This window comes from Bacillus cereus group sp. MS39 (genome assembly GCF_040448665.1).
Taxonomy (GTDB): domain Bacteria; phylum Bacillota; class Bacilli; order Bacillales; family Bacillaceae_G; genus Bacillus_A; species Bacillus_A wiedmannii.
Genome location: NZ_CP123058.1, coordinates 351,223 through 376,044 on the forward strand (window position 1 = coordinate 351,223; position 24,822 = coordinate 376,044).

Below are 24,822 nucleotides of genomic sequence, written 5' to 3' on the forward strand. Positions count from 1 at the left end.
TCCTCCAGTCTACTTAAAACCCTTTATATTGAGGTTCTTCACGTTCTAATAATGAAACTCTATTCTGTAAATCAGCGATGATGCTGTCCATTTCTAACATACATTCATGAAATACACGTTTTGATTCCGTGTCCTGTGAATGTAGTGAAAGGGAGCTTAAACTTGCTTGAGCGCCCCTTACACTAGCAAGGCAGGTTTTAACGCTAGCGATAACAGTCATACAAACACCTCTTATCCTTTCGGTTTGAATAGTAATGCACCAATGAATCCGAATATGATAGCAGCAGAAATACCAGCGCTTGTTACTTTAAACATTCCGGTAATGACGCCAACGATGCCGTGTTTTGCAGCTTCTTCCATTGCGCCGTGAACGAGGGCATTACCGAAACTTGTAATAGGTACAGTTGCCCCGGCTCCAGCAAAGTCGATTAATGGTTCATACAGGTTGAATCCGTCCAGTATAGCACCGGCAACAACGAGTGTTGCCATTGTATGAGCGGGTGTTAGCTTGCCGACATCAAACATAAGTTGGCCAATTACACATATGAGTCCGCCAATGACGAAAGCCCAGAAAAAAATCATTGCGTTGCACCTCCAAATTCAATCGAAACGGCGTGAGCGATACACGGAATCGTTTCTTCTTGTTGGAATGTAAGTGGAGATAGTAAAGCGCCTGTCGCAACGACAAGTATTTTTTTGAATTCTCCCCTTTTCATTCGGTTTAATAAATGACCGTACACGACTGTTGCGGAACATCCTGGTCCACTAGCACCAGCTATGACAGGTTGCCCCTCTCTATAGATGAGTAGCCCGCAATCTTGAAACTGTTCGCTTGTCACTTTTGTTCCGTGTTTATGTAGTAAGTCATAAGCAATTTCGCGTCCGACATGTCCTAGGTCGCCGGTTACGATTAAATCGTAGTAAGAGGCATCAATTTGGCGTTCGCGTAAGTGGGCTTCAATTGTATCGACGGCGGCTGGAGCCATCGCACCGCCCATATTAAATGGATCCGTTAATCCCATATCAACCACTCGTCCGATTGTTGCAGATGTTACCCTAGGGCCATGTCCAGTGTCACTTAAAATAGCCGCGCCTGCCCCGGTTACTGTCCACTGTGCAGTAGGGGGTTTTTGACCGCCGTATTCAGTTGGATAGCGGAATTGTTTTTCAACCGCAGTGTTATGGCTGGATGCCCCAGTTAATAAATATTTTGCGCCTTTTGCATTTACGATACTTGCCCCAAGTGCTAAACCTTCCATAGAAGTAGAACAAGCACCGAATAATCCGAGGTAAGGAGTGCCAAGTGTACGGCAAGCAAAGCTTGTAGGGGTAATTTGATTAATTAAATCTCCTGCAAGTACGAATTGGATATCATCTTTACGAAGTTCTGCTTTTTCAGTAGCGCGGCTACAAGCTTCTTCGAACAAAATTTTATGTGCTTTTTCATAGGAATCTTGGCCGAGCCATAAATCTTCATGAAGGATATCGAAGTCTTCTGGAATTTTCCCTTTTGCTTCAAACGGCCCACCAACGACTCCTGTCGAAATAATAACTGGTTTGTTTTCAAATACCCACGTTCGGTGTCCTTGTAACATTTATAGCCCTCCCCATTGAACGAGAATCGTTTTAATAAGTGCGATGACGAAAGCCGAAAATACACCAAACAAAATAACGGATCCAGCTAATTTAAACATGTTACCGCCAACACCAAGGACGAATCCTTCTGTACGGTGTTCGATACATGCGGCAATAACAGAGTTACCAAATCCAGTGACGGGTACAGCTGTGCCTGCCCCGGCAAACTGTCCAAGACGATCGTAGACGCCAAATCCCGTCAGTAGCATGGAGATAAAAATAAGAGTTGCAACGGTAGGGTTCCCGGCAGAGCGTTCAGTGAAATCAAAATAAGTAATATAAAAGGTGGAAATCAGTTGGCCTATTAGACAAATTAATCCTCCGACGAGAAAAGCTTTTATACAATTTTTAAAAACGGGGCGCTTCGGTTCGCGCTGTTGTTCGAATTTTTTATATTCTTGTTGTACAGGTGTTAAGTTTTTATCTTTACTAGACATTTGAATCCTTCCTTCTCTATTAGAAAGCTTAAATATTAGATCCCATTTCTGATTGAATGAGTTTCAATTGTTTTTTGATGCCATCTTTACTTACTTTCTTTTTCTTAATTTTGTTTTCAAGTTCTTCTATGAGCATAAAGATCTTTTTGTCTGTACTTACACGAATATTGAAAGTAGGGTTTTCATCACTTAGTTTCTTTTTTAATTTACTTCGTAAAGGTTTTAAACCAAATCTTTCGTGATGTTCAGGCTTGACGGCTATGTAAAGATCTAAATTTGTATTAACTGCGGTAGCTTCTATAATTCCTTCCATAGCAAGAGCTTTTTTCTTAGCGTCTTGCGATATAGATTGATTAAAGGATTCTGTACTCATTTTTGTTAATTTAGGGCCCTTGTCTTCTTCCGTTCGTTTAGCTTCTTCTTTCTTTACCTTTTTATCTAACGGGCTATTATCACATCCGGTAAGTGAACCGAATAGGAGCATAAATAACGCGGTTATGATTCCGAGTTTTCGCATTATAATCATTCCATTTCTATTGCAATATGTAATGTGATAGAAAAAGGATGACTGCATATCATCCTTTTTCTATTTCACAGCATGACGAATCCGTTATTGCTGTGAGTATTGTGGTTCTTCCTGTTGGACTTCTTCAACGCGTGGGTTTAAAGAATCGATAATCGTTTGTGTTTGCTCTGCAGCTGTTTGGAAAAGCTGCTTTGCTTGTTGGTTATCCGTATCAAGAGCGAATCCCTCTAAGCTAGCTTGTGCACTTTTTAATCCAGAAACAGTTTGCTTTAACTTTGTAATTACAGTCATTGAATGAAGCCCCCTTTGGAATATCAATTCAAAGATTATAATTTGTGAGTTGGGGTGAATTTATGATTGGAAAATTTAGGTGAAGAAATGTGTTTCTATACTTTAGGCTAAGGTGCATAAAGGATGAAAGGGGATATTTTTATTGATTTAGATGGATTTTATTGCTATTATTATGAGAAGAAAATGATGTGTTTTTTATAATCATGCGCCCATAGCTCAGTCGGATAGAGCGGTGGTTTCCGGTACCACGTCTGTCGGGGGTTCGAATCCCTCTGGGCGCGTCAAAAAGTCCTAACTTACGTTTTGTAGGTTAGGACTTTTTTTATTTCCCTCTTGTTATATCTAGTAATAAGATTTACTATTAGTACTTGGTTACAATAATGTTTTGCTTTATTATTTTCTTTCAATATTATTCAAATTTCGGTTGTAAGTTGTAAATCTCATTAATACATATAAATTAATAATATTTTGGAATGGGTGTCTGTGATAGCATTCTCCTTTTACCAAACTTATTGTACAATAGAAACAAGGGGGAGATTAGTTTGAAGGCAAGTCTTTTACAAGAACAAAGCTTACGTTTGGCAATGACACAAGAGTTAAGGCAAGCGATTACAATGCTCCAGTATAATGTACAAGAATTATCGGAGTTTTTGTATGAGCAATCGTTAGAGAATCCCCTTATTGAGTTAGGTGGTTTTGAGAGGGAGAAGAAAAAGAGCTCTAACAACAGTAAAAGTACCAGCAAACAAGTCGAGAATCAGATGGAAATCTACAGTGTGGATTCAACAACGATTCAGCAACATTTATTAAATCAAATACAGTATTATAAAATAGATGAAGAAGAGCGAAAAATAGCTTCTTTCATTATTATGAACATGGATGGAAATGGGTATTTACAAGAAACGAACGAAGAGTTAGCGGATCTCCTTTCCGCACCGATTCATGAAGTCGCCCGCTTTGTAGAGCTTGTCCAATCACTCGAGCCAGCAGGGGTAGGAGCGCGTAATATTCAGGAATGTCTAACTTTACAATTGAAGCGCTTACAAAGACGGAATGGATTAGCTGAAGAGGTTATAGAGGATCACTTCGCTTATTTCGTGAAGAAAGATTGGCGAAAGCTCGTTCAAGTGTTGAAGTGTAGTAATGAAGAATTGCAATCAGCAGTGAACTGTATTACGTCATTACAGCCGAAACCAGGTCTTGCTTTTTCTTCGGATAAACCACTTTATATTGTGCCTGATATGGCAGTAAAAAAAGATGGCGATCGTCTCGTTTTACAGATGAATGAGAGAAATATGCCGAGAATTGAAATTCATTCTGAATATAGTGCGCTTCTTAATAATAGTGAAAGTGAAGTAGCATCTTACGTATCAGAAAAGTATCAGCATGTGCAGTGGATTATGCGCAGTTTAAAACAGAGAAAACAGACGCTTCTGCAAGTGATGACTATTATTATGGAAAAACAACGTGATTTCTTCTGGGAAGGTCCAGAATATTTAAAACCGCTTGCTTTAAAAGAGGTGGCGGAAGAGTTAGGTGTGCATGAATCTACAATTAGTCGTGCAACGCGAAATAAATATGTGCAAACACCACACGGTTTATTTGAGATGAAATCGTTCTTTAGCAATGCCGTTTCAACGACTGAAGATGAAGCGATTTCTACAAAGCGTGTAAAACAATTTATTCAAAAGCTTGTTGAAGCGGAGAATAAGAAAAAGCCACTTTCAGATCAAAAGATTTCAAAATTATTAGAAGAAGAGCATGAAATCGTTATTTCTCGAAGAACAGTGGCGAAGTATAGAGAACAAATGCATATTCCAGCGTCATCATTACGAAAAACGATCGGATAGGTGAAGAATATGAAAGTTGTACTGTATACAAAAAAAGATTGTGGTCTTTGCGTGCAGGCGAAACAAGTTTTACAGGAAGTACAATATGAATATTCTTTTCAAATCGAGGAAATAGATATATATGAAGATAATGACCTTTTAGAAAAATATCACCTAATGATTCCGGTTATAGAAATAGGCGGAAAACAAGTAGAATATGGTAACATTCACAAAGGTGTCATAATAAACTATATAAAGAATGCAGTTAAGAGTTGAATAAGTTTCTATCTCCTGTTACAATAATACACGTAGCAGGGATTATTTTTTTAACCTATGTGGGACACAAAATGTCACTACGGGACGTAAAGTGACCACAAGGAAAAATGAACCAATGTAGTGAGGAGAAAAGATATGCGCTCATGGATTCAGAACACAAAAAAATTATTACCTGATCTGCTACCTGTTATGCAAACGAGAATGCAAATTCTTCAATACATTAGGCTCATGCAGCCGATTGGAAGAAGAAATTTGTCAGCAAGTCTCGGTATGACAGAACGAGTATTGCGAAGTGAAGTTCAAGTTTTGAAAGAACAAAACTTAGTTCACGTCGCTTCTTCTGGAATGACTTTGACAGAAGAAGGAACAGCTTTAGTTCTTGCATTGGAAGACTTTATGAAAGAAATTTCCGGGTTAAAGGTTTTAGAAAAGCAACTTAAGGAAACATTAGACTTGGATGAAGTTTTCGTTGTCCCTGGTGATAGTGATGAATCACCTTGGGTCAAACTGGAGATGGGCCGTGCTTGTGTGACTTGTATAAAAGACCGTCTGACAGTGAATAATATCGTTGCTGTGGCTGGAGGAACTACGCTAGCTGCTGCTGCGGACATGATGCAGCTTGATTGCAAAGATTTACATATGCTATTTGTCCCAGCGCGTGGTGGAATTGGAGAGGGTGTTGAATTAGAAGCCAATACCATTTGTGCCAAGATGGCGCAAAATACGATGAGTAATTATCGCTTATTGTATGTTCCAGACCATGTTAGTAGCGAAGCATATGCGTCTATTGTGACAGAGCCTTCCGTGAAAGAAGTTCTTGAGTTGATTCGATCTTCCAATATCGTCATTCATGGAATAGGTGATGCGTTAACAATGGCACGTCGCAGAAATACTTCAGAAGCAGATTGGTTAAAGATTCAAGCAAGCGAAGCAGTAGGCGAAGCTTTCGGTTACTACTTTAATGAACAAGGAAATGTTGTTCATAAAGTAAGAACAGTTGGTATGCAGCTTGAGGATTTACAACATGTATCTCACGTTGTTGCAGTCGCTGGAGGTTCTTCAAAGGCAAAGGCAATACAGGCTGTAATTAAACAAGGGCACACTTCAATTCTAATTACAGATGAAGGTGCAGCAAAACAGTTAACAAAGGGTATTACCCTTTAATATAATCCCCCAAGGAGGAAATTCAAATGACTAAAATTGGTATTAATGGATTTGGACGTATCGGACGTAACGTATTCCGCGCAGCTCTTAACAACTCTGAGGTAGAAGTAGTAGCAATCAACGACTTAACAGATGCTAAAACATTAGCTCACCTTTTAAAATATGACACAGTTCACGGAACTTTAAATGCAGAAGTATCTGCTAACGAAAACAGCATCGTTGTTAACGGTAAAGAAATTAAAGTTATCGCTGAGCGTGACCCAGCTCAACTACCATGGAGCGACTACGGAGTAGAAGTAGTAGTAGAATCTACTGGTCGTTTCACTAAAAAATCAGACGCTGAAAAACACTTAGGTGGATCAGTTAAGAAAGTTATCATCTCAGCTCCAGCTTCTGACGAAGATATCACTGTAGTTATGGGTGTTAACCACGAACAATACGATGCAGCTAACCACAACGTAGTATCTAACGCTTCTTGTACTACAAACTGTCTAGCTCCATTCGCTAAAGTATTAAACGAAAAATTTGGCGTAAAACGCGGAATGATGACAACAATTCACTCTTACACTAACGACCAACAAATCTTAGACTTACCACACAAAGATTTACGTCGTGCTCGTGCAGCAGCTGAAAACATGATCCCAACATCTACTGGTGCAGCTAAAGCTGTAGCATTAGTATTACCAGAACTTAAAGGTAAATTAAACGGTGGCGCTGTACGTGTTCCAACTGCTAACGTTTCTCTTGTTGACTTAGTTGTTGAACTTGACAAAGAAGTAACAGTTGAAGAAGTAAACGCAGCATTCAAAGCAGCTTCTGAAGGCGAATTAAAAGGTATCCTTGGATACAGCGAAGAGCCATTAGTATCTATCGACTATAACGGATGTACAGCTTCTTCTACAATCGATGCATTATCTACAATGGTAATGGAAGGTAACATGGTTAAAGTACTTTCTTGGTACGATAACGAAACTGGTTACTCTAACCGCGTAGTAGACCTAGCAGCATACATGACTTCTAAAGGTCTTTAATTCTTAATTATATAAGTAATCAATGACAAAACGAGGGAGAGGGTTTGTTCCCTCTCTCTCTTCTTTCGTTTTAAAAGCAAATGTGTTAAGCTTTTGAGTGGGTTTTGTCAATCCTAACTAGTAGTCGGAGGGAAATCCAATGAACAAAAAATCAATTCGTGACGTAGATTTAAAAGGTAAGCGTGTATTTTGCCGCGTTGATTTCAACGTACCTATGAAAGAAGGCAAAATTACAGATGAAACTCGTATCCGTGCAGCTCTTCCTACAATTCAATATTTAGTAGAGCAAGGTGCGAAAGTTATTTTAGCAAGTCACTTAGGCCGTCCAAAAGGTCAAGCAGTAGAAGAATTACGTCTTACTCCAGTAGCAGCACGTTTAGGCGAGCTTCTTGGTAAAGATGTTAAAAAAGCAGACGAAGCATTCGGACCAGTTGCACAAGAAATGGTTGCAGCAATGAACGAAGGCGACGTATTAGTTCTTGAAAACGTACGTTTCTATGCGGGCGAAGAAAAGAACGATGCAGAACTTGCGAAAGAATTTGCAGCTCTTGCTGATATCTTCGTAAACGATGCATTCGGTGCAGCTCACCGTGCTCACGCTTCTACAGCAGGTATCGCAGACTACCTACCAGCAGTATCTGGATTATTAATGGAAAAAGAGTTAGATGTACTTGGAAAAGCACTTTCTAACCCAGAACGTCCATTCACAGCTATCATCGGTGGTGCGAAAGTAAAAGATAAAATCGGTGTAATTCGTCATCTATTAGACAAAGTAGATAACTTAATCATCGGTGGCGGACTTGCTTACACATTCGTTAAAGCTTTAGGTCATGAAATTGGTCTATCTCTATGTGAAGACGACAAGATCGAACTAGCTAAAGAATTTATGCAACTTGCAAAAGAAAAAGGCGTAAACTTCTACATGCCAGTTGATGTTGTAATCACAGAGGAATTCTCTGAAACTGCAACAACTCAAATCGTAGGTATCGACTCTATCCCTTCTACTTGGGAAGGCGTGGACATCGGTCCTAAAACACGTGAAATTTATGCAGATGTAATTAAAAATTCTAAGCTTGTTGTATGGAATGGACCAATGGGTGTATTCGAAATGACTCCATTCGCAGAAGGTACAAAAGCAGTAGGACAAGCATTAGCAGATGCAGAAGATACATACTCTGTTATCGGCGGTGGTGACTCTGCAGCAGCTGTTGAAAAATTCGGTATGGCTGATAAAATGAGCCACATTTCTACTGGCGGCGGTGCGTCATTAGAATTCATGGAAGGCAAAGAGCTTCCAGGTGTAGTTTGTCTTAACGACAAATAAGTAGCAGCCAAAGAAAAAGGACGGTGCAAAGCATGCGTAAACCAATTATCGCAGGTAACTGGAAAATGAATAAAACTCTATCAGAAGCAGTTAGCTTCGTAGAGGAAGTTAAAGGTCAAATCCCAGCAGCTTCAGCTGTTGATGCAGTAGTTTGCTCTCCAGCTCTATTTTTAGAGCGTTTAGTAGCTAAGGCTGAAGGAACTGACTTACAAGTAGGTGCACAAAACATGCACTTCGAAAAAAATGGTGCATTCACTGGCGAAATTAGCCCAGTAGCACTTAGCGACTTAAAAGTAGGCTATGTAGTACTTGGCCACTCTGAGCGTCGTGAAATGTTTGCTGAAACAGACGAATCAGTGAACAAAAAGACTCTTGCAGCATTTGAACATGGTTTAACACCAATCGTATGTTGTGGTGAGACTTTAGAAGAGCGCGAAAGCGGAAAAACATTTGATCTAGTAGCAGGTCAAGTGACTAAAGCACTTGCAGGTTTAACAGAAGAGCAAGTTAAAGCAACTGTTATCGCTTATGAGCCAATCTGGGCTATCGGTACAGGTAAATCTTCTTCTTCTGCAGATGCAAACGAAGTATGTGCGCACATCCGTAAAGTTGTTGCAGAAGCTGTTTCTCCAGAAGCTGCAGAAGCTGTTCGTATTCAATACGGCGGTAGCGTAAAACCAGAAAACATTAAAGAGTATATGGCACAATCTGACATCGACGGCGCTTTAGTCGGCGGTGCTAGCTTAGAGCCTGCTTCGTTCTTAGGTCTTCTGGGGGCGGTAAAATGAGAAAGCCAACAGCTTTAATCATTCTTGATGGTTTCGGACTACGTGAAGAAACTCACGGGAATGCTGTAGCACAAGCTAAAAAACCTAATTTTGATGGTTACTGGAACAAATTCCCTCATACAACGCTTACAGCTTGTGGTGAGGAAGTGGGTCTTCCAGAAGGTCAAATGGGTAACTCTGAGGTTGGTCACTTAAATATCGGTGCTGGCCGTATCGTATATCAAAGCTTAACACGCGTAAACGTTGCAATTCGTGAAGGTGAGTTCGATCAGAACGAAACGTTCCAAAATGCAATTAAAAGCGTGAAAGAAAAAGGTACTGCTCTTCATTTATTCGGTTTGCTTTCTGATGGTGGTGTGCACAGTCACATGAACCACATGTTTGCTCTTCTTCGCTTAGCAGCAAAAGAAGGCGTGGAGAAAGTTTATATCCATGCATTCTTAGATGGCCGCGATGTTGGACCACAAACAGCAAAAGGTTATATCGATGCAACGAATGAAGTAATTAAAGAAACAGGAGTAGGACAATTCGCGACTATCTCTGGTCGTTATTACTCTATGGACCGTGACAAGCGTTGGGATCGCGTTGAAAAATGTTACAGTGCTATGGTAAATGGTGAAGGCCCTACTTATAAATCAGCAGAAGAGTGTGTAGAAGACTCTTATGCGAACGGTATCTATGATGAATTCGTATTGCCGTCTGTAATTGTTAACGAAGATAACACGCCAGTTGCAACAATCAATGATGATGATGCAGTTATCTTCTATAACTTCCGTCCAGACCGTGCAATTCAAATTGCTCGTGTATTTACAAACGAAGATTTCCGTGAGTTCGATCGTGGTGAAAAAGTACCTCACATTCCTGAATTCGTTTGTATGACACACTTCAGTGAAACTGTAGATGGTTACGTGGCATTCAAGCCAATGAATCTTGATAATACTTTAGGTGAAGTTGTTGCGCAAGCGGGATTAAAGCAACTTCGCATCGCGGAAACTGAAAAGTATCCGCACGTTACATTCTTCTTTAGCGGTGGTCGTGAGGCTGAATTCCCAGGAGAAGAGCGTATCTTAATTAACTCACCGAAGGTTGCAACGTATGACTTGAAACCTGAAATGAGCATTTACGAAGTAACGGACGCTTTAGTAAATGAAATTGAAAATGATAAACATGATGTTATCATTCTTAACTTTGCGAACTGTGATATGGTTGGCCATTCTGGGATGATGGAACCAACAATTAAAGCAGTAGAAGCAACTGACGAATGTTTAGGAAAAGTTGTAGAAGCGATTCTTGCAAAAGATGGTGTAGCACTTATTACTGCTGACCATGGTAATGCTGATCAGGAGTTAACTGCTGATGGTGGACCAATGACAGCTCATACAACTAACCCGGTTCCTTTCATCGTTACAAAAAATGATGTAGAGCTTCGTGAAGGTGGTATTTTAGGAGATATCGCTCCAACGATGCTTACGCTTTTAAATGTGGAACAACCGAAAGAAATGACAGGTAAAACAATTATTAAATAATTTGCTTATATAAAAAGGAGAGAATTTATTATGTCAACAATTATTGATGTTTATGCTCGCGAAGTCCTTGACTCTCGTGGTAACCCAACTGTAGAAGTAGAAGTTTACACAGAAAGCGGCGCTTTCGGACGCGCTATCGTACCAAGTGGTGCATCTACTGGTGAGCACGAAGCAGTAGAATTACGTGACGGTGACAAATCTCGTTACCTTGGTAAAGGTGTTTTAAATGCAGTAAACAACGTTAACGAAGCAATCGCTCCAGAAATCGTTGGTTTCGACGTAACTGACCAAGCTGGTATCGACCGTGCTATGATCGAATTAGATGGCACTCCAAACAAAGGTAAACTAGGCGCTAACGCTATCCTTGGTGTATCTATGGCAGTAGCTCACGCAGCAGCTGACTTCGTAGGTCTTCCATTATACCGTTACCTTGGTGGATTCAATGCAAAACAATTACCAACTCCAATGATGAACATCATCAACGGTGGTTCTCACGCTGATAACAACGTAGACTTCCAAGAGTTCATGATCTTACCAGTTGGTGCTCCAACATTCAAAGAATCAATCCGTATGGGTGCTGAAGTATTCCATGCACTTAAAGCTGTATTACATGACAAAGGTCTTAACACTGCAGTAGGTGACGAAGGTGGATTCGCTCCAAACCTTGGTTCTAACCGTGAAGCATTAGAAGTAATCATCGAAGCTATCGAAAAAGCTGGTTACAAAGCTGGCGAGAACGTATTCTTAGGAATGGACGTTGCTTCTTCTGAGTTCTACAACAAAGAAACTGGTAAATATGACCTTGCAGGCGAAGGCCGTACTGGCTTAACTTCTGCAGAAATGGTTGATTTCTACGAAGAGCTTTGCAAAGACTTCCCAATCATCTCTATCGAAGATGGTTTAGACGAAAACGACTGGGATGGTCACAAATTATTAACTGATCGTATCGGTGATAAAGTACAATTAGTTGGTGACGACTTATTCGTAACTAACACTCAAAAACTTGCTGAAGGTATCGAAAAAGGTATCTCTAACTCAATCTTAATTAAAGTTAACCAAATCGGTACTTTAACTGAGACTTTCGAAGCTATCGAAATGGCTAAACGTGCTGGTTACACAGCAGTTGTATCTCACCGTTCTGGTGAAACTGAAGATGCTACAATCGCTGACATCGCAGTTGCAACTAACGCTGGCCAAATCAAAACTGGTTCTATGAGCCGTACTGACCGTATTGCTAAGTACAACCAATTATTACGCATCGAAGACGAACTAGGCGAAATCGCTGTTTACGATGGTGTAAAATCTTTCTATAACATCAAACGATAATTGTAGAAAATAACGACAGACCGTGAGAAATCACGGTCTGTTTTTTTATGCTTAAAATTGCTCACCCGTCATAAGTGACATGAAATGTTTAAAGAAACGGTTATAATCAAAATCAATTGCAATTTGATGATTCGGCCAATCAGTAAATGGTTTAGATTCTCCTAAAGAGCGAAATTCTCCAATGCTTGCTCCTTGTGCATAGGATTCCGTCATGACAACGATAGGTGATTTGTGGTACGTAAACATAGACTTATCAAGTAAAGCGAGTATTGGCATTGTGTCATGGAATGGGCTCCCCTCTAAATGCGGTAAGGCGTCTTTATAATAGCCGTAGTAATAATGATCGAATAACGGTTTGACGAGTGGGGCTTTTCCTTTTGCTTCAATGTATTCAGCCATTTCTGGTGTAATGATGGAATACTGAGTGACGTTTAATGGATAGATGTACATGTTAGGTGAGGATTGAAGGACTATATTAGCGGCAGTAGGATCGCCATAAAAGTTCGCTTCGGAAATAGGGGTCACATTACCAGGATGTAAAAAGGTGCCGCCCATTACGTAGTAAGATTTAATTTGCTTCATGAGCTGTTTGCATAAGATGAATAAAATTGCTAGGGAGGTAAGTCTTCCTAAACTAACAATGATTAATTCATCTTTATACTGTTCAATAAGAGGAATGACTTCGAAAAAATTCTCCATTTCTCCGTTAGTCACATGTCCCTTTGGAATAATTGGCCCGAGCCCTTGTTTCCCGTGTACTTCCGTAAAGAAAGCAGGAGGGGCGCCAGTAAGTGGGCGTTCTGATCCACCAAATATCTTGATATTTCTATCCTTTGCTTCGCTCTTAAGAAAATGAGCGTTTTGTACGGCCATTTCTTTTGGAACATTGCCGTAATCAGCAACAATGCCGACGATTTCTATTTCATCGATAAAGAATGCTAAGAGGAGAGCCATCGTATCATCAATCCCAGGATCACAAAAAATAAGAACTTTTTTGGGCATATGTTCACCACCTATCTTGTTTATCCCGTAAAAGTCCGATTGTGGGGATGAAGAAAACCACCACTAATGAAAGTTTCACTTTATATATATGTAAGCTTAAGGATAAAAAGATTATTTTATTGAAATAACAACGTTATAAATTCAGAAAATAAAAACTTTTTGTATTAGGTCAAGGTTTTTGACTTAATTTCTATGCGAAAATCCAGTCATATCAAGGTTGTAAGCGTCTAACATAAGCTGTTTTTGCTGTCAAGTTGATAAATTGCAGCTTTTTACAATTTATACTATGATAAAGATATTAAGAGAAGATCGTATAAACATGAGGGATGATGAACATGAAATTTACAAAGATTCTTGTCCAAATTGCTGCTCTTTACGTCTTTTATATGGTTGGAACTTGGGTACAAGAAGTGTTAAATATTCCGATTCCAGGAAGTTTGATTGGAATGTTTCTCTTACTTGTTTTACTTAGCCTAAAAGTCCTTCCAGTGAAATGGTTCGATTTAGGAGCAGAAACACTCGTTGCTATTATGCCGTTTTTATTAATTCCGCCAACGCTTGGCCTAATGAATTACGGTGCTTTTTTTATGAGTAAAGGAATTTCTCTTTTCATTACAATTGTAGCGAGTACATTTTTAATTATTATTGTCGCAGGACATACAGGACAATATCTTGCGAATAGAAAGGAAAGAGAGTCGCGATGAGCCAAATATTAATCGGAATCGGTTGGGTTCTTTTTACGGTGCTATTATACCAATTATCTAAAAAAATCTATAAATTATTTCCAACACCATTCACCATTCCAATGCTTGTAGCAACAGGATTAATGGCTTTCTTATTTATCATGCTTGATATACCATATCAACATTATATGGAAAGCGGTGGTGGCTGGATTGCAAAACTGCTCGGACCCGGTGTTGTAGCATTTGCAATTCCTCTTTATAAACAACGTCACGTTCTGCAAAAATATGTTGTACCGATTGCTGGTGGCGTATTAGTAGGGACAACAGTTGCAATCGCAAGTGATTTTGCCATTGCATCACTTATGGGAACAGATAAAAGCTTAATTTTATCTTCTTTACCAAAATCGGTGACAATGCCAGTTGCGATGAGTGTTTCAGAGCAAGTTGGTGGTGTACCGTCATTAACAGCAGCTTTCGTTGTTATCGCAGGTATTACTGGAACGATTACCGGCCCACTTTTATTAAAATGGAGCCGCGTTACAAACTCAGTTGGTAAAGGTATCGGATTTGGATGTGCTTCTCATATTATGGGTGTAATGAGAGCGATGAAAAATAATGAACATGAAGGTGTTATTGGATCGGTAACAATGACATTAACAGCAATTTTGACATGTTTGCTCGGGCCGTTATTTGCAATGATGTTTATGTAATAGAAGAAAAGCGAGAGCGACTCTATAGCTCTCGCTTTTCTATAGAATTTATGCTACAGTTAAAATAACTGAATCTTTGTAGGAGGTACGCCAAGTGCATACGTTATTATCCGTTTTACTTATTATTGTATCGATTTTAATGATTGTTATGGTACTTATGCAGTCTAGTAATAGCTCAGGCCTTTCAGGTGCAATTTCAGGCGGTGCAGAGCAATTATTTGGTAAGCAAAAAGCACGTGGAATTGAAGCGGTATTAAACCGTATTACAATTGTTTTAGCTGTTCTATTCTTCGTATTAACAATTGCTGTTACGTACTTAAATTTATAGAATTGAAAGAAGAAGCGTTAGTAAGATGTACTAATGGTTCTTCTTTTTTATTTTGCCATTTGAAAGATGTTTCTAATTAGATTATAGAAATATAAATATGGTACACTAGATATAGAAAGAATACGACTAGATTACAGAAGAGAAAGAGGAGAAGTACATGATGAAATTAGCATCTCCGAAACCATTTACATTTGAGGGTGGAGACCGCGCTGTTTTATTACTACATGGTTTCACAGGAAACTCAGCTGATGTACGTATGTTAGGGCGTTTCTTAGAGAAGAAAGGCTACACTTGTCATGCGCCAATTTTTAAAGGGCACGGTGTACCACCAGAAGAGCTTGTTCATACAGGTCCTGAAGATTGGTGGCAAGACGTAATGGAAGCATATCAGCTTTTAAAAGATAAAGGCTTTGAGAAAATTGCTGTTGCTGGATTATCACTTGGCGGCGTATTTTCTTTAAAATTAGGTTATACAGTACCGGTTTTAGGTGTAGTACCAATGTGTGCACCAATGTATATTAAGAGTGAAGAAACGATGTACCAAGGTATATTGGCATATGCCCGCGAATATAAAAAACGTGAGCAAAAATCACCAGAGCAAATTGAACAAGAAATGTTGGAATTCCAAAAGACACCGATGAATACATTAAAAGCACTACAAGAGCTAATTGCTGACGTACGTAACAATGTGGATATGATTTATGCCCCAACATTTGTTGTACAAGCGCGTCATGATGAAATGATTAATACAGATAGTGCTAACATTATTTATAACGGTGTAGAATCTACGTTAAAAGACATTAAATGGTATGAAGACTCTACGCATGTCATTACACTTGATAAGCAACGTGACGAGCTACATGAGGATGTATATAACTTCTTGGAGCAACTAGATTGGTAAGATCTAGTTGCCTCTTTTTTTCATAAGGAATTTTTTGTGAAAACTGTAAAAATCATTAGGGGAGTATTAAAGTTTCGCTTTATACATCCCCAGTCTTTCGGATACACTAAATAATATAAGGGTTTAAAGGAGGTATTTCTGCTTGGAAGAAATCATACAAGAAAATATTGATAAGTTGTTATTATTTATGAGAGAAGAAGCGTATAAACCGTTAACAATACAAGAGTTAGAAGAGGCATTTGGAATTGAAGGTTCTGAGGGCTTTAAAGATTTTGTAAAGGCACTTGTAACGATGGAAGAGAAGGGACTTGTTATTCGCACGCGTAGTAACCGTTACGGTCTTCCTGAAAAGATGAGTTTAGTACGCGGTAAATTAATTGGACATGCACGTGGCTTTGCATTCGTTGTACCAGAAGAGAAGAAAACCGGAGATGATGATCTTTTCATCCCGCCTACAGAGTTAAACGGTGCACTTCATGGTGATACAGTATTAGCGCGTGTTAGCGCACAATCAAGTGGATCACGCCAAGAAGGTTCAATTGTACGTATTTTAGAGCGCGGCACAAAAGAACTAGTTGGTACATATACAGAATCGAAAAACTTTGGATTTGTTATACCTGACAATAAGCGCTGGACGAGTGATATCTTTATCTTGAAAAGTGCATCAATGGGTGCTGTAGAAGGCCATAAAGTAGTTGTGAAAATTACGAGCTATCCAGAGAATCGTTTAAGTGCAGAAGGTGAAGTTATTCAAATTCTAGGTCATAAAAATGATCCAGGAGTAGATATTTTATCAGTTATCCATAAACATCATCTACCTTTAGCATTCCCTGAAGAAGTGATGGAGCATGCAAACAGTGTACCAGAAACGATTTCAGAAGAAGATTTAAAAGATCGCCGTGACCTGCGTGACCAAATGATTGTAACAATTGACGGTGCAGATGCGAAAGATTTAGATGACGCTGTTACAGTAACGAAGCTCGAGAACGGTAACTACAAGCTTGGCGTTCATATTGCGGATGTAAGTCATTACGTTCAAGAAGGTTCTCCAATTGATGTAGAAGCAGCGGAAAGAGCAACGAGTGTATATCTTGTTGACCGTGTAATTCCGATGATTCCGCATCGTCTATCTAACGGTATTTGTTCGTTAAACCCGAAAGTAGACCGTCTGACGTTATCTTGTGAAATGGAAATCAACAACTTAGGTGATGTTGTAAAGCATGAGATTTTCCAAAGTGTGATTAAAACGACAGAGCGTATGACGTATGCTGACGTAAGAAGCATTTTAGAAGATGAGGACGAAGAGTTAATCAAACGCTATGAGCCGCTAGTACCGATGTTTAAAGAGATGGGTCAATTGGCACAGATTTTACGTGAAAAACGTATGCGCCGTGGTGCAATTGACTTTGACTTTAAAGAAGCAAAAGTATTAGTAGACGAAGAAGGTAAACCGACAGATGTTGTCATGCGTGATCGTTCTGTATCAGAGAAGTTAATTGAAGAATTTATGCTTGTTGCGAACGAAACAGTAGCAGAGCATTTCCACTGGATGAACGTACCATTCATGTACCGTGTCCATGAGGATCCGAAAGAAGATAAGCTGGAACGTTTCTTCGAGTTTGTAACAAACTTCGGATATGCAGTAAAAGGACGTGCGAATGAAATACATCCTCGTGCGCTGCAACAAATTCTTGAAATGGTTCAAGGACAGCCTGAAGAAGTAGTTATTTCAACAGTAATGCTTCGTTCAATGAAGCAAGCGCGTTACGATGCGGATAGCTTAGGGCATTTCGGTTTATCAACTGAGTTCTACACACATTTCACATCACCAATTCGTCGTTACCCAGATACAATCGTTCATAGATTAATTCGTGAATACATCATTAACGGTAAAGTCGACAATGAAACACAAGCGAAATGGCGTGAAAACTTACCTGAAATTGCAGAGCATTCTTCTAATATGGAACGCCGTGCTGTTGAAGCAGAACGTGAAACAGACGAAATGAAAAAAGCAGAGTATATGGTTGATAAAATCGGCGAAGAGTATGATGGTATGATTAGCTCTGTAACAAACTTCGGTTTATTCGTAGAGCTTCCAAATACAATTGAAGGTCTTGTACACGTTAGCTACTTAACGGATGATTACTACCGTTATGACGAGAAACATTTCGCAATGATCGGAGAACGTACAGGTAACGTATTCCGCATCGGAGACGAAATTACAATTCGTGTTATTAACGTAAACAAAGACGAGCGTGCAATCGACTTTGAAATCGTTGGCATGAAAGGTACGCCTCGTCGTAAGTTCAAAGATCGTCCCGTCGTTATCGAACAGCCAAGAACAGGCAGAAAGAAACGCGGTGGACGTAGCGAACGTAGTAATGAGCGCGGTGGCGAGCGCGGCACAGGAAGAAAGTTTGATCGTGGTGGACAAGGAAAAGGAAAAGGATCAGCATCAGCATCCACAGCCGCTAGTCAGCCAGGAAAAAAAGATGGTAACGGTAATGGTAAGAAGAAAAAAGGCTTCTTTGAAAATGTACCAGGATTCAAGAAGAAAAAGAAAAAGCGCAAGTAAGAAAAGAGTGGCTTCGCTTTAATGAAAAGCGGGGCCTTTTCTTTTTTATTGGTGGCTTGAGAGCGAGCCACTTTCGCTTTTTAATGGAATCCAGCTACAGTGGCTAGAATGTTCGGCGGCTTCGCTTCTTTCCGAGAGGCAAAGAGCGCCTCAAGGTCAGAAGCTCCATCCACCTCACATTCTGAGCGAGCCACTTTCGCTTTTTTATAACATTTGTTACAATAGTAAAAATAGAGGAGGGACGTTATATGCCAAAAGGTTCAGGTAAGGTTATTGCACAAAATAAAAAAGCATTTCATGATTATTTCATCGAAGAAACATACGAGGCAGGGCTTGTCCTTCAAGGAACTGAAATTAAGTCGATTCGCGCTGGACGCGTGAACTTGAAAGATGCGTTTGCACGTGTACATAATGGTGAAGTATGGGTACATAATATGCATATTAGTACGTACGAGCAAGGGAATCGTTTCAACCACGATCCGCTTCGCACGAGAAAGTTACTTCTTCATAAAAAAGAGATTGAAAAGTTAACGGGTGCTTCAAAAGAAACAGGCTATGCATTAGTTCCAGTTAGAATTTATTTAAAAAATGGATTCGCGAAAATGGCACTTGGTTTAGCAAAAGGTAAAAAGCAATATGATAAGCGTAACGATTTAAAAGAAAAAGAAGCAAAACGTGAAATTGCACGCGCGTTCCGTGATCGTCAAAAGATGTAATACAGATATTTACATTTGTAAAACGACGCGCGTATGTTATAATAACTTATGTAAGATTGTTGCACATTGAAAAACAGCTCTTAGTAGCTATCACGATATTTCTTCGTATGCTCCATTTTTATCATGGGGACGTTACGGATTCGACAGGGATAGTTCGAGCTTAGGTTGCGAGTCGAGGGGATCGGCCTCGTTAAAACGTCAAAGCCTATAATTGGCAAACAAAACAATCTTTCTTTAGCTGCTTAATTGCACTAAAGGTTCCTCCCTCCATCGTCCATGTGGTAGGGTAAGGGACTCAAACTAAGTGGACTACGCCGGAGTTCGCCGTCTGAGGGCGAAGGAAGAGAACAATCAGACTAGCAACTTGGAAGCCTGTCGATAGGCCGAAGAGTTCGCGAAATACTAATATATCGACTACACTCGTAGAAGCTTAAGTGCCGATATTTTTGGACGTGGGTTCGACTCCCACCGTCTCCACCAATACATATTTGGTGGTTTTTTTATTTTGTGTGATTTGAACCATAACTTTGCCGTTTGGGCAAGGTTATGGTTCTTTTTGTTTTTAGAAAAACATTATAGGGAATAACTAATTTCTTATAATGATGGGTATGTATGATGATGACCCCTAATTATTATTCAGTTATTTATTTAATTTGAATAACTTTTTTGTTGTCTTATTTCAGCGTCCATATTAGTCGGCACATAAAGACCTGGATTTATCTCTTTATCTATGTACCTTAAATTCTTATAATCTTTCACCAGTGTTATCTGTAACATAGGTTTATCGACCAAGTCGGTGTACGCGACAGGAATTGCCTGCTCAATCGTACGCACTTGCCCTTCCTTGTCGAGATACTCTATTTTCATACGATACACAGATTGAAGGTTGCTATAGTTCTCCCATATCATTTGAATGTCTGGCATCACAGTTACCGGATTTACATTATGTAATACCTCAAGATTTTCATAACTCTTTACTTCATAGAACACACGCGTATGTTCTTCATAATGCTGTAAAACCCATTTCTCCTCATTATCAATAAGAAACATCCTAATAAACACCCAAATAATTAGGCACACAATCACAAACAGAACCCGCCTTAAAGTACTTTTTCTCGCTACCTTTATATCTCGTATTTCTTCCATCAACCCTTCACCTCTTTTACGTTGTTCCCCATATATTTTACCACTTCCCTGTAAGGTGCCACATTGCTATCAAGCTAACAAAATAAAAATTCCCTAAAATAAAAAATACCCAACTAAAATTCAGTTAATTTGGTTAATAAAAATAAATGATAGGATCAAGTTCTTTATCAGAATTTGGTCTTTTTTGATTTTAAAGGTTGGAGATGGACTTCTAATATCTTAATCCTTGAGGCGAGCTTATAGGTTAATAAAAGATTTATGGCAATGTTATGCTTCAAATGTAACAAGAATGTTCTCTAAAAACTAAGCTTTATGGAAATATTATGTTTCAAATTGTGGCGGACTTATGATTCAAATTACATTTTGTATGTAACAAGAAGCATAAGATGGCCGTTTTGGTCAACTTATGCTTCCAACTGCGGCCAACTTATAAGTAAAGTGACATTGTATGATAGGAACCATAATTTTGCCGGATTGGCAAGGTTATGGTTCTTTTTGTTTGTGGCAAACTTATACTTCCGAAAATAAAATGTAACAAGAAGCGTAGAATAGCCATTTTACGCTTCTTGTTACATTTTAAGGACCATATTACAATCAAGATAGGAAAAGCAAATACCCCAAAACTAATAAATAATCTTTTTGGTTCGATGGGCATGTGGGGGGGCCCTACTAGGCGAATTTTAACCTAAAAAATTCGAATTTCTGTACATTAAGTAAAGTGAATTTTTATTCGCGTGATTCTTATTATCTGAAATTAATAAAGCATGTTATACTCTCTTCTTTAAGAACGTCTCCATAATATCCTTTTTGAATCTTTCATAATCAAACTGAAAAGCTACATTATGCATTTTATAGCCTGGATTAGCAACAAAGCGAAAATCTGCAATGCTTTGACCGAATCCTTCTCCTTGATCAGGAATTATTTTAATGGGTACTCTTGAAAGGCTAACAGCCTCTTGATTTAGCAAATACCACACTGTTACAAAATCATGCATAGGACTTCCACTTATACCAGGATTAGACTTGGAGTAGAAATTATAATAATAGTCTAGCATGGGCTTGATGATGAGTCCTGCAAGATCTTGTGTATTCCGATGAAATGTATCAATTTGCTGGACCATTTCAGGTGTAACAATCGCATGTTGTGTCACATTTAAAGGAATAATTGTCAAGTTCTTCGCATGCTGCAGAATTAAATTTGCTGCATAAGGGTCTGCGTAAAAGTTAGCTTCAGCCACAGCAGTTACGTTACCTGGATAGAAAAAAGCTCCCCCCATGCAAATGCATTCTCTTACGTTTCGCATTGTTTCTAAATTCAATACAAAAGTCGTGGCTAGCGAAGAAAGTCTTCCTAAATTGATAATTGTAAGATCTTCTAAATTTGATTCTATAATTTGATAAATATCATTTAAGGGGTAAATTGGATATGGAATTTCAGGGGGAATAATAGGACCTAATCCGACTTTTCCGTGTACCTCAGGGAAATACTGAATCAATATACCTGTCAACGGCACAGAAGCACCAAGGAATACAGGTATCTCTTCTCTCCCCGCAATGTACTTCAAATAGTTAATATTTCTTATTACATTTTCTCTTGATACATTTCCATAATCGGCTACAATTCCTACAAGTTGAATGTCTTTACGAAAAAAGGTGTACAGTATAGCAAACGCATCATCAATTCCCAAATCTGTAAACAGGAGAACCTTTTTTGGCATACCTCTCCCTCCAAAATTTATAGAATCCTATGTTCACTAATGAGTAGGCTAAACTTGTGTGTATATATTTTATGTATTCTTAAAGAGTGAATTCTATTCACTTGACGTGGCTTCGCTCATCTAATTTTAATATTATGTTTAAGCGTAAAATACATAAGGTGCATTAGAAATATGAAAAGATCCATTGTTATTGAGGAGTTTACACCGGATTGGGCAATATCATTAGGGCTCATCATATCAAAAAAAGAAAATTGTACGTTTAGATACAAAATAATCGATTTCTTGTATGTTAAGGAACTGGTTATTTGTTTTTCTACTTTTTAGGGAGTTTTTCTGGTAATGGTGTATACAAATAATAAAGTTGTTTAATTTACAATAAAGACGTTTAAAACAAAGTGTTTTTAATTGTGTGATTAGTGTTAACCCATATAGATCAAGAGAGAAACTTTATTGTAAATAGATAAAATAAAAGCAAGACTAATACTTAAAATTATACGTATCTCGGCTGTACTCTCATAAATAACTGTAGAAGATAAAAATCTCGTTATGGGGATGGGGCAGTATCCCTGAAACAAAAAATGAAGAAATAGTTATTGATGATAATCAGGTAGATACTATAGCTGCACCTTAATGATTAAATAATATTTATTTAAATCTTCATATCTTTTGTATTCGTCTCCATATCTATTGTAAGATTATATAGAGTTCCCCTAATAAGCTGTTATAATGGCTTTTTTTAGGAGTTTAATATTTATAAATCTCACATTATTTTTTTTGAGATAATTTTTTATCTAACTAAGTTATATTGAAGTAGAGGTGAACCATCGGTGAGGCAGGTGTTAGTAATTAAGAATGAACGGTCTTTTGCGAAGAAAATCGTAAGCGGTCTAACGCAATTGGGCTATTTCATTTTAAAACTTCACAATGAAAACGAAGGTTTAAATATAGTATATGAACAAGATTGGGATATTATCATATTGGATTGGGATTCATTAAGTATATCGGGGCCAGAAATTTGTAGACAAATACGACTTGTTAAAACTACACCGATCATTATTGTGACCGACAATATTTCTAGTAAGGATTGCATAGCAGGGCTACAAGCAGGAGCAGATGATTATATTAGAAAACCATTTGTGAAAGAAGAATTAGTAGCAAGGGTTCAAGCTATTTTAAGGAGAACTGACTATAATCAGCAAAATGAGACAAACTTTTTTCAGTTTAAAGATCTCTTTGTTGATGCATCTAGTAATATTGTAAAAAAAGGTGGTAAAAATCTCTCGCTTACGAAGCGTGAGTACGATTTACTTGTATTTTTAATTAAGAATAAAAATACAATATTGAGCCGTGAAATGCTTTTGAATCAAGTTTGGGGATATAACGTAGTAGTAAATCCAAATGTAGTAGACTTATATATTGGGTATGTAAGAAAAAAGTTAAAGTGCGAGAAGAAAGACAGATATATTCAAACGATACATGGCAGAGGCTATTCAATGGTTGAATGATAAAATAGTTTCTGTGAAATATGAAAAGAAGGAAACTATAAAAAGAAGATTGCTATCAGGAAATGGGCATTTTTTTTGCAGTAGAAATCATGGTTTATAAGGTGCTCAATCTATTGATTAGCACGTGTGGGGGCTGACTCTGGTGCGCATTAGATAAGGTTGTATCTAATTTATGTTTAATTTTATTAACTCACACCATTCACAAGATTTTCACAGAATTAATGACTATACTAATTAACAGGATGTTTAAATGAAAATGATTATCAATATTGATTTAGGTGAATAGCAGTTACTATCTAATTCAATCTATGGACTTTATCATTTTCGAACTAAATTACATTATAAGGAGTATACGTATGAAAAAAACTATGCTTTTAAAATTAGTAAGTATTCTAGCAATTTTCACTTTAATGTTAGTAGCTTGCTCAGATTCAGGTAAAGAAACTTCGAAGGCTACTAAAGATAATGGTAGTGATAAGCCAAAAACGGTTGAAATCACTGATGCACATGGAAAGGTTACTGTTCCTGTAAATCCAAAGAATGTAGTTGCTTTAGATAATAGAACGTTTGAAACTTTAGCTGATTGGGGAATTAAATTAGCGGCCGCTCCAAAGGATATCATGCCTGCAGATTCAGCATATAAAAAGGATGAAAAAGTTCAAAATATCGGGAATCACCGCGAACCAAATCTTGAAATTATTGCAGCAGCAAACCCTGAACTTGTAATCGTTGGTCAAAGATTTGCTGGTCATTACGAAGAGATCAAAAAATTAGTGCCAAATGCAGCTGTTATTGATCTTAATGTTGATGTTTCTGAGAAAGCTACTAAGCCTGGAGAAAACTTAGTAAAAGGACTTAAAGATTCTACAATTTCTTTAGGAAAAATCTTTGATAAAGATAAAGAGGCTAAAAAATTAGTAGCTGATTTTGATAAATCTATTGAAAATGCAAAATCTGCTTATAACGGAAAAGATAAAGTTATGAGTGTTATCGTTACTGGTGGGAATATTGGTTTTGCTGCGCCTCACTCTGGTCGCGTTTGGGGACCAATGTATGAAATTTTCGGTTGGACTCCAGCACTAGAAGTGTCTAATTCTACTGCAGGTCATAAAGGTGATGACGTTTCTGTTGAAGCTATTGCACAAACAAATCCTGATTGGCTTTTCGTATTAGATCGTGATGCTGCAACATCTGATGCTGCTACTTCAGCTCCTGCTCAAGATGTTATTTCTAAATCACCTGCTCTTCAAAACACAACTGCTGTTTCTAAAAAACAAGTTATTTATGCACCAGCAGATACTTACACAAATGAATCAATTGAGACTTATATAGAGTTATTTGGAAATATCGCAAAAACTTTAGCTAAGTAGTGTAAAGGAGTACGA

At 38.3% G+C, this 24,822-nt stretch carries 25 protein-coding genes, 1 tRNA gene and 1 other RNA gene; 18 read left to right on the forward strand and 9 right to left on the reverse strand.

Going from position 1 to position 24,822, the window contains the following annotated elements:
• Positions 1 to 13: 13 nt before the first annotated feature.
• The 6 genes from QEP67_RS01665 to QEP67_RS01690 all read right to left on the reverse strand — a co-directional run bounded on the left by QEP67_RS01665 (position 14) and on the right by QEP67_RS01690 (position 2,889).
• The gene (locus QEP67_RS01665; protein ID WP_353706507.1) at positions 14 to 220 is read right to left on the reverse strand and encodes a DUF1657 domain-containing protein; all 207 of its coding nucleotides are present in this window, start codon (positions 218 to 220) and stop codon (positions 14 to 16) included.
• Between the two features lie 11 nt (positions 221 to 231).
• A complete protein-coding gene (spoVAE, locus tag QEP67_RS01670; RefSeq protein WP_000575918.1) occupies positions 232 to 582 on the reverse strand; it encodes a stage V sporulation protein AE in 351 nt (116 codons plus the stop codon).
• On the reverse strand, positions 579 to 1,595 hold the full coding sequence (spoVAD, locus tag QEP67_RS01675) for a stage V sporulation protein AD (RefSeq protein ID WP_000938954.1): 1,017 nt from the start codon (positions 1,593 to 1,595) through the stop codon (positions 579 to 581). Before spoVAD ends, spoVAE begins: the two co-directional genes overlap by 4 nt.
• Positions 1,596 to 2,072, reverse strand: coding sequence for a stage V sporulation protein AC (gene spoVAC, locus QEP67_RS01680; RefSeq protein WP_000095409.1), 477 nt, complete (start codon positions 2,070 to 2,072; stop codon positions 1,596 to 1,598). It abuts the gene before it with no gap.
• A 28-nt stretch (positions 2,073 to 2,100) separates the two neighbouring features.
• Positions 2,101 to 2,589 carry a YhcN/YlaJ family sporulation lipoprotein gene (locus QEP67_RS01685; protein ID WP_001228530.1) on the reverse strand — a complete coding sequence of 163 codons (489 nt, stop codon included), beginning with the start codon at positions 2,587 to 2,589 and terminating at the stop codon, positions 2,101 to 2,103.
• A 93-nt stretch (positions 2,590 to 2,682) separates the two neighbouring features.
• Complete coding sequence (locus QEP67_RS01690; RefSeq protein ID WP_000216160.1) at positions 2,683 to 2,889, reverse strand: DUF1657 domain-containing protein; 207 nt, start codon at positions 2,887 to 2,889, stop codon at positions 2,683 to 2,685.
• 205 nt (positions 2,890 to 3,094) lie between these two features.
• Between QEP67_RS01690 and QEP67_RS01695 the strand changes: the two genes are divergently transcribed.
• The 9 genes from QEP67_RS01695 (at position 3,095) to eno (ending at position 12,153) form a co-directional block, all read left to right on the forward strand.
• Positions 3,095 to 3,170 (forward strand) — tRNA-Arg (locus QEP67_RS01695).
• A 261-nt stretch (positions 3,171 to 3,431) separates the two neighbouring features.
• The gene (gene rpoN, locus QEP67_RS01700; RefSeq protein WP_000647949.1) at positions 3,432 to 4,739 is read left to right on the forward strand and encodes an RNA polymerase factor sigma-54; all 1,308 of its coding nucleotides are present in this window, start codon (positions 3,432 to 3,434) and stop codon (positions 4,737 to 4,739) included.
• A gap of 9 nt (positions 4,740 to 4,748) precedes the next feature.
• Complete coding sequence (locus QEP67_RS01705; RefSeq protein ID WP_000869734.1) at positions 4,749 to 4,994, forward strand: glutaredoxin family protein; 246 nt, start codon at positions 4,749 to 4,751, stop codon at positions 4,992 to 4,994.
• Positions 4,995 to 5,129: 135 nt separating this feature from the next.
• Positions 5,130 to 6,158 carry a gapA transcriptional regulator CggR gene (gene cggR / locus QEP67_RS01710; RefSeq protein WP_001258189.1) on the forward strand — a complete coding sequence of 343 codons (1,029 nt, stop codon included), beginning with the start codon at positions 5,130 to 5,132 and terminating at the stop codon, positions 6,156 to 6,158.
• 26 nt (positions 6,159 to 6,184) lie between these two features.
• On the forward strand, positions 6,185 to 7,189 hold the full coding sequence (gene gap, locus QEP67_RS01715) for a type I glyceraldehyde-3-phosphate dehydrogenase (RefSeq protein ID WP_000161237.1): 1,005 nt from the start codon (positions 6,185 to 6,187) through the stop codon (positions 7,187 to 7,189).
• 139 nt (positions 7,190 to 7,328) lie between these two features.
• Positions 7,329 to 8,513, forward strand: a complete 1,185-nt coding sequence (locus QEP67_RS01720; RefSeq protein ID WP_001036333.1) for a phosphoglycerate kinase — start codon at positions 7,329 to 7,331, stop codon at positions 8,511 to 8,513.
• Positions 8,514 to 8,545: 32 nt separating this feature from the next.
• Positions 8,546 to 9,301 (forward strand): triose-phosphate isomerase, encoded by a 756-nt coding sequence (gene tpiA / locus QEP67_RS01725; RefSeq protein ID WP_048566659.1) that lies wholly within the window; start codon positions 8,546 to 8,548, stop codon positions 9,299 to 9,301.
• A complete protein-coding gene (gpmI, locus tag QEP67_RS01730) occupies positions 9,298 to 10,827 on the forward strand; it encodes a 2,3-bisphosphoglycerate-independent phosphoglycerate mutase (protein WP_001231145.1) in 1,530 nt (509 codons plus the stop codon). The genes tpiA and gpmI overlap by 4 nt, the downstream gene beginning before the upstream one ends.
• A gap of 30 nt (positions 10,828 to 10,857) precedes the next feature.
• A complete protein-coding gene (eno, locus tag QEP67_RS01735; protein ID WP_000103947.1) occupies positions 10,858 to 12,153 on the forward strand; it encodes a phosphopyruvate hydratase in 1,296 nt (431 codons plus the stop codon).
• A 51-nt stretch (positions 12,154 to 12,204) separates the two neighbouring features.
• Here the strand turns inward: eno and QEP67_RS01740 are convergent, their stop codons facing one another.
• Positions 12,205 to 13,155: a nucleoside hydrolase gene (locus QEP67_RS01740; RefSeq protein WP_048566658.1), complete on the reverse strand. Its 951-nt coding sequence runs from the start codon at positions 13,153 to 13,155 to the stop codon at positions 12,205 to 12,207.
• 335 nt (positions 13,156 to 13,490) lie between these two features.
• Between QEP67_RS01740 and QEP67_RS01745 the strand changes: the two genes are divergently transcribed.
• The 7 genes from QEP67_RS01745 to ssrA all read left to right on the forward strand — a co-directional run bounded on the left by QEP67_RS01745 (position 13,491) and on the right by ssrA (position 19,548).
• Positions 13,491 to 13,859, forward strand: a complete 369-nt coding sequence (locus QEP67_RS01745) for a CidA/LrgA family holin-like protein (protein WP_000673225.1) — start codon at positions 13,491 to 13,493, stop codon at positions 13,857 to 13,859.
• Complete coding sequence (locus QEP67_RS01750; RefSeq protein ID WP_000078299.1) at positions 13,856 to 14,548, forward strand: LrgB family protein; 693 nt, start codon at positions 13,856 to 13,858, stop codon at positions 14,546 to 14,548. Before QEP67_RS01745 ends, QEP67_RS01750 begins: the two co-directional genes overlap by 4 nt.
• A gap of 94 nt (positions 14,549 to 14,642) precedes the next feature.
• A complete protein-coding gene (secG, locus tag QEP67_RS01755; protein WP_000557263.1) occupies positions 14,643 to 14,876 on the forward strand; it encodes a preprotein translocase subunit SecG in 234 nt (77 codons plus the stop codon).
• A gap of 160 nt (positions 14,877 to 15,036) precedes the next feature.
• On the forward strand, positions 15,037 to 15,777 hold the full coding sequence (estA, locus tag QEP67_RS01760; protein ID WP_000761971.1) for a carboxylesterase: 741 nt from the start codon (positions 15,037 to 15,039) through the stop codon (positions 15,775 to 15,777).
• Positions 15,778 to 15,919: 142 nt separating this feature from the next.
• Positions 15,920 to 18,352 carry a ribonuclease R gene (rnr, locus tag QEP67_RS01765; RefSeq protein ID WP_000391121.1) on the forward strand — a complete coding sequence of 811 codons (2,433 nt, stop codon included), beginning with the start codon at positions 15,920 to 15,922 and terminating at the stop codon, positions 18,350 to 18,352.
• Between the two features lie 248 nt (positions 18,353 to 18,600).
• Positions 18,601 to 19,068 (forward strand): SsrA-binding protein, encoded by a 468-nt coding sequence (gene smpB / locus QEP67_RS01770; protein ID WP_001123908.1) that lies wholly within the window; start codon positions 18,601 to 18,603, stop codon positions 19,066 to 19,068.
• A gap of 125 nt (positions 19,069 to 19,193) precedes the next feature.
• Positions 19,194 to 19,548: a transfer-messenger RNA gene (gene ssrA / locus QEP67_RS01775) on the forward strand.
• A 168-nt stretch (positions 19,549 to 19,716) separates the two neighbouring features.
• Here the strand turns inward: ssrA and QEP67_RS01780 are convergent.
• Together QEP67_RS01780 and QEP67_RS01785 are read right to left on the reverse strand one after the other, a co-directional pair.
• A complete protein-coding gene (locus tag QEP67_RS01780) occupies positions 19,717 to 20,214 on the reverse strand; it encodes a hypothetical protein (RefSeq protein ID WP_000391330.1) in 498 nt (165 codons plus the stop codon).
• A gap of 767 nt (positions 20,215 to 20,981) precedes the next feature.
• Positions 20,982 to 21,932: a nucleoside hydrolase gene (locus tag QEP67_RS01785; protein ID WP_001125076.1), complete on the reverse strand. Its 951-nt coding sequence runs from the start codon at positions 21,930 to 21,932 to the stop codon at positions 20,982 to 20,984.
• A gap of 827 nt (positions 21,933 to 22,759) precedes the next feature.
• On the opposite strand from QEP67_RS01785, the gene QEP67_RS01790 reads away from it, so the two are divergent.
• Together QEP67_RS01790 and QEP67_RS01795 are read left to right on the forward strand one after the other, a co-directional pair.
• Positions 22,760 to 23,437, forward strand: coding sequence for a response regulator transcription factor (locus QEP67_RS01790; protein WP_048566656.1), 678 nt, complete (start codon positions 22,760 to 22,762; stop codon positions 23,435 to 23,437).
• Between the two features lie 356 nt (positions 23,438 to 23,793).
• Positions 23,794 to 24,807 (forward strand): siderophore ABC transporter substrate-binding protein, encoded by a 1,014-nt coding sequence (locus QEP67_RS01795; protein WP_000753434.1) that lies wholly within the window; start codon positions 23,794 to 23,796, stop codon positions 24,805 to 24,807.
• Positions 24,808 to 24,822: the final 15 nt, after the last annotated feature.